Origin of the sequence: Teichococcus deserti (assembly GCF_001982615.1) — a bacterium.
In the GTDB taxonomy this organism is placed as follows: Bacteria; Pseudomonadota; Alphaproteobacteria; order Acetobacterales; family Acetobacteraceae; genus Pseudoroseomonas; species Pseudoroseomonas deserti.
On record NZ_MLCO01000507.1, the window covers coordinates 1 to 1,958 of the forward strand.

1 protein-coding gene and 1 pseudogene are annotated in these 1,958 nt (G+C 73.0%); both read left to right on the forward strand.

Annotation, left to right across the window (positions count from 1 at the left end; translation table 11 throughout):
• Positions 1–283: pseudogene (locus BKE38_RS32650) on the forward strand (hypothetical protein); the annotation flags it as partial.
• Between the two features lie 7 nt (positions 284–290).
• Positions 291–1,958: peptidoglycan D,D-transpeptidase FtsI family protein (locus BKE38_RS29560; protein WP_076960655.1), on the forward strand; the 1,668-nt coding region annotated here is incomplete at its 3' end.

Consider the following 1,958-nt stretch of genomic DNA (forward strand, 5'->3'; position numbering starts at 1 on the left):
GCGCCGCGCCGCCCCCGCGCCCGCCCCTGCCCCGACGCCGGTGCTGGCCGCGCCGCGCCCGGCGCCGCCGCCGATGGTCGCCGATGCGCGGACCACGCCGCGCCCCGAGCCGCGCCCTGAACCGGGCCTGCTGCGCACCGCCGCGCATCTGCCGATCGGCCGGGCGAATGCCGCGACGATCCCGAATGGCGGCTCGGCGCTCGGCATGGCCGGCGGCAGCAGCCTGGCGCCGCCGGTGCCGCTGGCTGCGCCGGTGCCCGTCCGCGGCGCCTGGAACCAGTGAGCCGGCCATGACCCACCTGCCGCCGCCCTCGCCCGATTCGCCGCCGCTGCGCCGCCCGCATGCCGGCGCGCCCGAGCTGCTGGAGCCGACGCCCTCGCCGGCGGTGACCGTGCGCGTCACCCAGCCCGACCTGGCCCGCCGCGCCCAGCTGGAGCGCAGCCGCGGCCGGCTGGTGGTGGCGGCGCTTGGTTTCGGCGCGCTGTTCCTGGCCGTCGCCATGAAGGCCACCTGGTCCACGGTGATCGCGCCGGCCGAGCCGAAGCGGCTGAACGCCGCGGTGCGCGCCATGCAGCCGCCGGCGGCGCATGTCGCCAGCCGCGCCCCGGTCACCGACCGCAACGGCGAGATCCTGGCGATCTCGCTGCCGGTGACCGCGCTGGTGGCCAATCCGCGCGTCATCCCCAATCCGGTCGAGGTCGCCGACAAGCTGCGCACCGTGCTGCCGCAGCTCGACCGCGAGAAGCTGATCGAGCGCCTCTCCGGCGATCGCGGCTTCGTCTATGTCGCCCGCGCCCTGACCCCGCGCGAGCAGCAGGGCGTGATCAATCTCGGCGTCGCCGGCCTCGACTTCGAGGAGGCGGAGCGCCGCTACTACCCGCAGGGCCGCGCCGCCGTGCATGTGCTCGGCAATGTCGATGTCGACGGCAACGGCATCTCCGGCATCGAGCGCCGCTTCGACGAGCAGCTGCGCGCCAATCGCGGCGATCCGCTGCGGCTGTCGATCGATGTCCGCGTGCAGCTGGCGCTGCGCGACGCGGTCAGCCAGGCGATCAGCGACTTCACCGGCATCGGCGGCGCGGGCGTGGTGCTCGACGTCAACACCGGCGAGGTCGTCGCCATGGTCAGCCTGCCGGACTACGACGCCAGCGATGTCGGTGGCGCCACGCCCGACCAGCGCTTCAACCGCGTCACGGTCGGTGTCTACGAGCCGGGCTCGACCTTCAAGCTGTTCACCGCCGCCGCCGCCCTCGAATACGGCACGGCCAATGTCTACAGCTCGAGCTTCGACGCCTCGCGGCCGATCCGCTACGGCCGCTTCACGATCAGCGACTACAAGGGCAAGAACCGCTGGATCACCTTCCCCGAGATGCTGGCCTATTCGTCCAATCTCGGCGCCGCGCACATGGCGGAGACCTTCGGGCCGCAGCGGCAGCGTGAGTTCCTCAGCCGGGCGGGGATGCTGTCGCGCCAGCAGGTCGAGCTGCCGGAGACCGCCCTGCCGCTGGTGCCGCCGGCCAATGGCTGGCGCGATATCAACATGTACACCATCTCCTTCGGCCACGGCATCAGCGTGACGCCGCTGCATGTGGTGACCGGCGTCTCCGCCATCGCCAATGGCGGCATCCTGCGCCAGCCGACGCTGATGGCGGTGCCGCCCGGCACCCAGCGCGAGGGCACCCGCATCATCAGCGAGCGCACCAGCGAGACCATGCGCCGGCTGATGCGGCTGGTGGTCACCGACGGCTCGGCCAAGAGCGCCGAGGTGCCGGGCTACTTCCTCGGCGGCAAGACCGGCACGGCGCAGAAGACCGGCCCGCGCGGCGGCTACCTGATGAACAAGCGCATCGCCGCCTTCGTCGGCGCCTTCCCGATGCAGGCGCCGCGCTACGCCATGTACATCATGGTCGACGAGCCCTCGGCCAATGCCACCAGCCATGGCTATGCGACGGCCGGC